This is a genomic window from Bradyrhizobium sp. (genome assembly GCF_016462955.1).
Lineage (GTDB): Bacteria > Pseudomonadota > Alphaproteobacteria > Rhizobiales > Xanthobacteraceae > Bradyrhizobium.
The window spans coordinates 29,511-37,671 of the sequence record NZ_JAEMSD010000014.1; the positions used below are offsets into that span (position 1 = coordinate 29,511).

Sequence of the window (8,161 nt, forward strand, 5' to 3'; positions counted from 1 at the left end):
GCGAACTCTGGTTGCCCCAACGCGGCCTGTGACCCAAGGCAGACATTCGCCGTGGAGCGCTTTCGCGAAGGACATTCAATTCGATGCCACACCGCGGACGGCGTAATGCTTAGGGACACGACAAGCGACCATGGTGCGAACTACGATCTAGTTGCAGTCACGTTGGACCGCGCCCCGGTTGATCTCGATGCCGTGCTGCCGCCGGCCCGTTTGTTTGTGCGTGCCTTTTGGGGGATACCTGACGAGGCACGGTTGTGATTCTTCCGTTTCTGGCCCTTAACCGAACCGGGCTGAGTCATCGCAATGTCGGTTTGGGAAGGCAGAGCGGACGCGAACTCTGGTTGCCCCAACGCGGCCTGTGACCCAAGGCAGACATTCGCCGTGGCGCGTCATGTTCTCTCTGGTCGTAGCGATCACGGCTTCGGGACGTCTGGTTGCGCGAGTGGGTGTGCATGCTGGAAGGCATCGATTTGCATGCAGGCTGAATAGATCCGGTGCACGACAGGAAACGCGTCGGCGGTCCCACCGAAATAGGAAAAGCCCACAACTTGGCTGGCAAGGCAGACGTCTGCCAGCGTTGGTTGGTCACCATGGCAGAACGTGCCGGTTTGAGCATCGCGTCTCAGATGCCCTTCCATCGCCGCCAGCGCAGCACCCGTGAAATGCCGACTCCACGCCATGTATTGCACTTCGTCGTGCCCAAGTTCACGTTCGAGGTACTCGCGAACGCGGGGCGTGACCAGCGGATGGCCGTCGGCCACCGCCATCTGGGCTAAAGCGCGGACGCGCGCCCGCTCGGTAGCGTCGGCGGGCAGCAGTGGCGGCGCAGGGTAAACCTCCTCGAAATATTCCATAATGGCCATAGATTGAACCAGGATGCGCCCATCGTCGAGAATGAGCGCCGGGATGGCTGCCTGCGGGTTGATCGCGCGAAATGCCGGATCGTGCTGCTCGCCTTTGCGAAGATCCACCTGTCGTTCTTCCGCCGACACACCTTTCAGGTTTAGAACGATGCGCACGCGAAACGCCGCAAGCGAACGCCACCATGTGTAGACAATCATGTCGTTGGTCCTTTGCGCTGCGACGATGAAAGCTTGTATTCCTCTACCAGCCGCGATCCGAGTGAACACGGGAGCTAGCCGTTAGTCGACCTTCCGCAAGGTTCGCCGATTTGTCCGCTTCGTGCCCTAGCTGACGTCCTTGCGCCTCGCGCTGACGTCCGACAATCGCCTTGGACTCCAGACCTATGCAGCCCCTTCCGCGAACGGGGTGTGGTCGGAGAGCCGTTCCGATGTGCAGCAGCGAGCCCCAAGATGCACTCCTGGCATGACACCCACGATGCCATACTACCCCTGTTTTGCCCGACGGGTCAGGACTTTTTCGTCGAATCAGAAATATCGTTGTGGGCCAACGGGATGGCTACTGTGCATGGGGTTGTTTTTCCACCTTTTGGTTTGAGCCCGCTATTGCACGCTTCCCAAGCAAAAAGGGCCGCCCCATCCGGGCGGCCCCTTCTTCTCGTTCGATGTGGCCCGCTTACTCCGCCGCCTGCTTTTGCGGAGGGTCGAGTGCGCCGGACTTGTGGATCTCGGCGACCTGGTGATCCGAGAGGCCGAGCACCGAGCGCAGGATCTCGTCGGTGTGCTCGCCGAGCAGCGGGGAGCGCTGCACGTCGCTCGGTGAGTCCGACAGCTTGATCGGGTTGCCGACCGAGACGTACTTGCCGCGGGTGGGGTGGTCGACCTCGACCACGGTGCCGGTCGCGCGCAGCGACTGGTCTTCCGCGATCTCCTTCATCGACAGGATCGGGCCGCAGGGGATGTCGTCCTTGTTGAGGATCTCCATCGCCTCGAACTTTGTCTTCGTCATCGTCCACTGCTCGATGCGGGCGAAGATCTCGTTGAGGCGCGGCAGGCGGGCGGCCGGCTTGGCGTAGTTCGGATCGGTCTTCCAAGAGGGCTCGCCGATCACGTCGCAGATCTTCTCCCAGACCGGAGCCTGCGTGATGAAGTAGATGTAGGCGTTGGGATCGGTCTCCCAGCCCTTGCACTTCAGGATGCGGCCGGGCTGGCCGCCGCCGGAATCGTTGCCGGCGCGCGGCACGGCATCGCCGAACGGCACGCCTTCGCCGAACTGGCTGTACTCCTTGAGCGGGCCATGGGCGAGGCGCTGCTGGTCGCGCAGCTTGACGCGGCAGAGGTTGAGCACGCCGTCCTGCATCGCGGCGGTGACGCGCTGGCCCTTGCCGGTGTGGGTGCGCTGGAAGAGCGCGGTGACGATGCCGAGCGCCAGATGCAGGCCGGTGCCGCTGTCGCCGATCTGCGCGCCGGTGACGAGCGGCACGCCGTCGCGGAAGCCGGTGGTGGAGGCCGCGCCGCCGGTGCACTGCGCGACGTTCTCATAGACCTTGCAGTCTTCATACGGTCCGGGGCCGAAACCCTTGATCGAGGCGACGATCATCTTCGGGTTGATCTGTTGGATCTTCTCCCAGGGGAAGCCCATGCGGTCGAGCACGCCGGGGCCGAAATTCTCCACCAGCACGTCGCACTTCTTGATCAGCTCGGTGAGGACTTCCTTGCCCTTGGGGTTCTTGGTGTCGAGCGTGATCGAGCGCTTGTTGTGGTTGAGCATGGTGAAATACAGGCTGTCCACGTTCGGGATGTCCTGCAACTGGCCGCGGGTGATGTCACCCACGCCCGGGCGCTCCACCTTGATCACGTCGGCGCCGAACCAGGCCAGCAGCTGCGTGCAGGTCGGTCCTGACTGAACGTGGGTGAAATCGAGAATGCGAACGCCCTCGAGCGCTTTGGTCATCGTGTTGCTCCGTACTCTTTGTCTGCCCCTGCACCCGGCAGGGAATAGGGTTGAGGGGTGGACTTACTTCTTCTTCTGCAGAACGCTCTGCGGATTGAGGTTGCCGATGCGGCCGCTCTCCGAGCCGGCGGCCGGGTCGATCACCGCGTTGATCAGCGTCGGCTTGCCGGACGCCATGGCTTCGTTCACGGCGCGCTTCAGTTCGTCGGGCGAGGTCGCGTTGATGCCGACGCCGCCGAAGGCTTCCATCATCTTGTCGTAGCGCGCGCCCTTGACGAACACGGTGGTCGCCGGGTCGGAGTTCGCGCCGTTGAGGTCGGTGCCGCGATAGATGCCGTCATTGTTGAAGATGACGACGCAGATCGGCAAATTGTAGCGGCAGATGGTCTCGACCTCCATGCCGGAGAAGCCGAAGGCCGAGTCGCCTTCGACTGCCAGCACGGGGTGACCGGTCTCGAGCGCAGCCGCGATGGCCTGGCCCATGCCGATGCCCATCACGCCCCAGGTGCCGACGTCGAGGCGCTTGCGCGGGCGGTACATGTCGATGACGCCGCGGGCGAGGTCGAGCGTGTTGGCGCCCTCGTTGACGAGGATCGCCTCGGGGTATTCCTTGATCACGTTCTTCAGGACGCCGAGCGCGCCGTGATAGTCCATTGGCGATTTGTTGTTCATGAGCTTCGGCGCCATCTTGGCGACGTTCTCTTCGCGCTTGGCCGAGATCGCCTTGGTCCATTCGGCGGGCGGGGCGGTCCAGCCGGACGCGAGCGCCTGGTTGAAGGCGGCGACGACCGAGCCGATGTCGCCGACCACGGGCGCGACGATCTCGACGTTGGAGTCCATCTCCTTCGGCTCGATGTCGACCTGGATGAACTTCTTGGGCGCTTCGCCCCAGCTCTTGCCCTTGCCGTGCGACAGCAGCCAGTTCAGCCGCGCGCCGATCAGCATGACGACGTCGGACTCCTTCAGCACGGTCGAGCGGGCCGCGCCGGCACATTGCGGATGGGTGTCGGGAAGAAGGCCTTTTGCCATGCTCATGGGCAGGAACGGAACGCCGCTCTTCTCGACGAAATTCTTGATCTCTTCGTCCGCCTGCGCGTAGGCCGCGCCCTTGCCGAGGATGATGAGCGGACGCTTGGCGCTCTTGAGCACGTCGAGCGCGCGCTTCACCGAACCGGGCGAGGGGATCTGCGCGGGCGCAGCATCGATCACCTTGACCAGCGACTTGCGGCCGGCCTCGGCGTTCATCACCTGGCCGAACAGCTTGGCCGGCAGGTCGAGATAGACGCCGCCCGGACGGCCGGAGACCGCGGCGCGGATGGCGCGGGCGAAGCCGATGCCGATGTCCTGGGCGTGCAGCACGCGGTAGGCCGCCTTGCACAGCGGCTTGGCGATCGCGAGCTGGTCCATCTCCTCATAGTCGCCCTGCTGGAGGTCGACGATCTCGCGCTCGGAAGAGCCGGAGACGAGGATCATCGGGTAGCAATTGGTGGTGGCGTGCGCGAGCGCGGTGAGCCCGTTGAGAAAGCCGGGCGCGGACACCGTGAGGCAGACGCCGGGCTTCTTGGTGAGATAGCCGGCGATGCCCGCGGCGTAACCGGCGTTCTGCTCGTGGCGGAAGGAGATCACGCGAATGCCGGCGGCCTGCGCCATGCGGCCCAAATCCGTGATCGGGATGCCCGGCACATTATAGATGGTGTTGATGCCGTTCAGCTTGAGCGCGTCGATGACGAGATGAAAGCCATCCGTCAGGTCCTGCTCGGTGCCCGGTGCTTCGGACTTGGTCGCGGTGTTCAGCATGGGCCTTGTCTCCCTGGTCTTGAGATAGCGGGGCGAGTTGTTCGCCCTTCTGGCGCGAATGGTCTAAGTGAGAAGTTATGTGAACAATTCCTGGCCGTGCGCTTCGACGTAGGCGGCAAGGCCGAGGGTGTGATCGCGAGCGCGCTTCTCGGCGAGTTCGGTGTCGCGCGCCTCCAGCGCTTCGATGATGCCGAGATGCTCGGGCAGGGAGGTCGCGGTGCGATCCTTGCGTCCGATCGTCAGCTGACGATAGCCGCGCACGTGCAGCAGGAGGTCGTTGGTGAGATCGACCAGCACGGGGGATTCCGACAGCGAAATCAGCGCCTGGTGGAAGGCGATGTTGGCGCGGGAGTATTCCTCGACATGATCTTCGGGCAGGCGGTCCTTGCTGAAATCCTTGAAGTAGTCGCGCAGCGCCGTGATGTCCTTCTTGCGCGCGGTGGTGGTGATGAGGCGCGCGGCCATGCTTTCCAGCGCCGCCCAGGCGCGGATCATGTCGACGATCTCGCTCTTGGTCCGGCGCACCACCATGATGCCGCGGCGCGGCACCGTCTTCACGAAGCCGTCCTGCTCGAGCATCGCAATGGCTTCGCGGATCGGCGTGCGGCTGACGCCAAGTCGTTCGGACAATGCGCGCTCGTCGAGCATCACCGGCTCGGGCGTCGAATAGATGTCCATCTTGAGGATGGCTTCCTTCAAGGCGTCATACGCCTTGTTCTTGAAGCTGCTCTCCGGGGCAATGCGAACGATTGCGATGTCTGCCTCGGCCATGTTCGGCAACGCCTTGGTTGGTTTCCGTAGTGACACGACGAATCTCCTCCAGTGGGAGTCGTCTTTTACAGGAATATTAACGAGAAAGTTTTTGGCATACCACATGCCAGAATGTCAAGCTGGCGATTTTTTGCGGCGTTCTAAGACAAGCTCCAGCTTGACAAGTTGGCTTCTGGCATACCAAATGCCATCGCCAGCCATTTTTGATCCAAGGCGGCGGACTAGCCTAGCGCTTTTTATGCGCTCCGGTCCGCGACATGGAACAGAGCGCGGCGAATGGCAAGCATCACGGGCAGCCGCACACACGCGCGCGCTTTAAAAAGAACGAACTGAGGTCAAGGGAGAAGCCACATGTCCAATTCCAAAGATGCCGTCCGCAACGTGCTTGACCAGGTCAAGGCGGACAACCGGACCAGCCTGACGGCCCCGGAAGGCAAGCTGGTCTGCGACGCCTACGGCATTCCGGTGCCGAAGGAGGGGGTGGCCAAGTCGGCGGGTGAGGCCGGCAAGATGGCCTCTGCGATGGGCTTCCCAGTCGTGATGAAGATCGTCTCGCCGGACATTCTCCACAAGACCGAAGCCGGCGGCGTCATCGTCGGCCTGAAGACGACCGAAGAGGCCGAGAAGGCCTACGAGACCATTCTGTCCAACGCCAAGAAGTACAAGGCTGACGCCAAGATCGAGGGCGTCCAGGTGCAGCAGATGCTGGCCGGCGGCACCGAGGTGATCGTCGGCTCGATCACCGACGGCTCGTTCGGCAAGCTCGTCGCCTTCGGCCTCGGCGGCGTGCTGGTCGAGGTGCTGAAGGACATTACTTTCCGCCTTGCGCCCGCGACCAAGGAGGACGCGCTCTCGATGCTCGACGGCATCCAGGCCCATGAGATCCTGAAGGGGGTGCGCGGCGGCGAGCCGGTCAACCGCAACGCCCTTGCCGACGTGATCGTCAAGGTCTCGCAGCTCGTCACCGATTTCCCTGAGATCGTCGAGCTCGACCTCAACCCCGTGTTCGCCACCCCGAAGGATGCAACGGCCGCAGACGTCCGCATCGTCGTCGATTTCGCCTATGTGCCGAAGCCCAAGCCGCGCCCGACCGAAGAGATCGTCGCAGCGATGAACCGCATCATGCAGCCGAAGGCGGTCGCCGTGGTCGGCGCCTCCGCCGAGGACGGCAAGATCGGCAACTCCGTGATGAAGAACCTCATCAACGGCGGCTACAAGGGCGATATTTATCCGATCCATCCGAAAGCCGCCGAAATCCTCGGCTACAAGGCCTACAAGAGCGTCAAGGACGTGCCCGGCGTGATCGACGTCGCGGTATTCGCCATCCCCGCCAAGTTCGTGGCTGCGGCGCTCACCGAATGCGGTGAGAAGAAGATTCCGGGCGCAGTCCTGATCCCGTCGGGCTTCGCCGAGGCCGGCGCGCCGGAGCTGCAGGCCGAGATCGTCGAGGTCGGCAAGAAGTACGACATTCGCCTGATGGGGCCGAATATCTACGGCTTCTATTATACGCCTGCCAATCTCTGCGCGACCTTCTGCACCGCCTACGACGTCAAGGGCCACGCGGCGCTGTCGTCGCAGTCGGGCGGCATCGGCATGGCCATCATCGGCTTCTCGCGCTCGGCAAAGATGGGCGTCTCCGCGATCGTCGGCCTCGGCAACAAGTCCGACATCGACGAGGACGATCTGCTCGCCTTCTTCGAGCAGGATCCGAACACCAATTTGATCGCGCAGCACTGCGAAGACCTCAAGGACGGCCGCGCCTTTGCGGAGGCCGCCAAGCGCGTCTCCAAGAAGAAGCCGGTCGTCGTGCTCAAGGCCGGCCGCACCTCGGCCGGCGCGAAGGCCGCGTCCTCACACACCGGCGCGCTCGCCGGTAACGATCGCATCTATGAGGACGTGTTCAAGCAGTCCGGCGTGATCCGTGCCCGGAGCTTGCGCCAACTGCTCGAATTCGCCCGCGGTGTGCCGGTGCTGCCGACGCCGAAGGGCGAGAACGTTCTGATCATCACCGGTGCCGGCGGCTCGGGCGTGCTGCTGTCGGACTCCTGCGTTGACAATGGCCTGTCGCTGATGTCGATGCCGCCGGATCTGGATGCGGCCTTCCGCAAGTTCATCCCGCCGTTTGGTGCCGCCGGAAATCCCGTGGATATCACCGGCGGCGAGCCGCCGATCACCTACGTCAACACCGTGAAGCTCGGCCTGTCGGACGAGCGCATCCATGCCCTGATCCTCGGCTATTGGCACACCATCGTCACCCCGCCGATGGTGTTCGCCCGCAACATGGTCGAGGTGAAGAAGGAGATGGAGGCCAAGGGCTTCGTGAAACCCATGGTCGCCTCGCTCGCCGGCGACGTCGAGGTCGAGGAAGCCGCCGAATATCTCTACCAGAACGGCATCCCGGCCTACGCCTATTCGACCGAGATGCCGGTCGAGGTGCTGGGCGCCAAGTACAAATGGGCGCGCGGGGCAGGGCTGCTCTGAGGGCGTTGAAGCCCCTTCGAGATGATCCGGAGCGGCGCTTTTCAGAGTACGTCGTTCCGGGGCGATGCGACGGAGACCGCGCAAGCGCGGCCCGGCGCATCGAACCCGGAACCTCGAGATTCCGGGTCTGGTCCTTAAGGATGGAGAGCCGCGACATCATCGCTGCAACACTGACGGCCGCCCTCGGCGCAGCGATCCCGGCGTCCCCCTGATCAACCCCCCCGAGGCATGTCACTGGACAGCATCGGCCGTTTTGGCTGATATGCGACCAAACGACACAATGCGGCAAACGTCCGCA

At 63.4% G+C, this 8,161-nt stretch carries 6 protein-coding genes; 2 read left to right on the forward strand and 4 right to left on the reverse strand.

All coding sequences use genetic code 11. From position 1 onward, the window contains the following. A partial coding sequence (locus JHD07_RS03310; protein WP_291618892.1) for a hypothetical protein occupies positions 1-258 on the forward strand: 258 nt, incomplete at its 5' end. Positions 259-413: 155 nt separating this feature from the next. On the opposite strand, the gene maiA is transcribed toward JHD07_RS03310, so the two are convergent. From maiA to JHD07_RS03330, 4 genes are all read right to left on the reverse strand, one after another. Continuing rightward, positions 414-1,061, reverse strand: a complete 648-nt coding sequence (gene maiA / locus JHD07_RS03315) for a maleylacetoacetate isomerase (RefSeq protein ID WP_291618893.1) — start codon at positions 1,059-1,061, stop codon at positions 414-416. A 475-nt stretch (positions 1,062-1,536) separates the two neighbouring features. Further along, the gene (gene frc, locus JHD07_RS03320; RefSeq protein ID WP_291618895.1) at positions 1,537-2,814 is read right to left on the reverse strand and encodes a formyl-CoA transferase; all 1,278 of its coding nucleotides are present in this window, start codon (positions 2,812-2,814) and stop codon (positions 1,537-1,539) included. Positions 2,815-2,877: 63 nt separating this feature from the next. Continuing rightward, the gene (gene oxc, locus JHD07_RS03325; protein WP_291618897.1) at positions 2,878-4,611 is read right to left on the reverse strand and encodes an oxalyl-CoA decarboxylase; all 1,734 of its coding nucleotides are present in this window, start codon (positions 4,609-4,611) and stop codon (positions 2,878-2,880) included. A 75-nt stretch (positions 4,612-4,686) separates the two neighbouring features. Beyond that, positions 4,687-5,382 carry a GntR family transcriptional regulator gene (locus JHD07_RS03330; RefSeq protein ID WP_291618902.1) on the reverse strand — a complete coding sequence of 232 codons (696 nt, stop codon included), beginning with the start codon at positions 5,380-5,382 and terminating at the stop codon, positions 4,687-4,689. Positions 5,383-5,733: 351 nt separating this feature from the next. On the opposite strand from JHD07_RS03330, the gene JHD07_RS03335 reads away from it, so the two are divergent. Next, positions 5,734-7,863, forward strand: a complete 2,130-nt coding sequence (locus JHD07_RS03335; RefSeq protein ID WP_291618899.1) for an acetate--CoA ligase family protein — start codon at positions 5,734-5,736, stop codon at positions 7,861-7,863. Positions 7,864-8,161 lie beyond the last annotated feature (298 nt).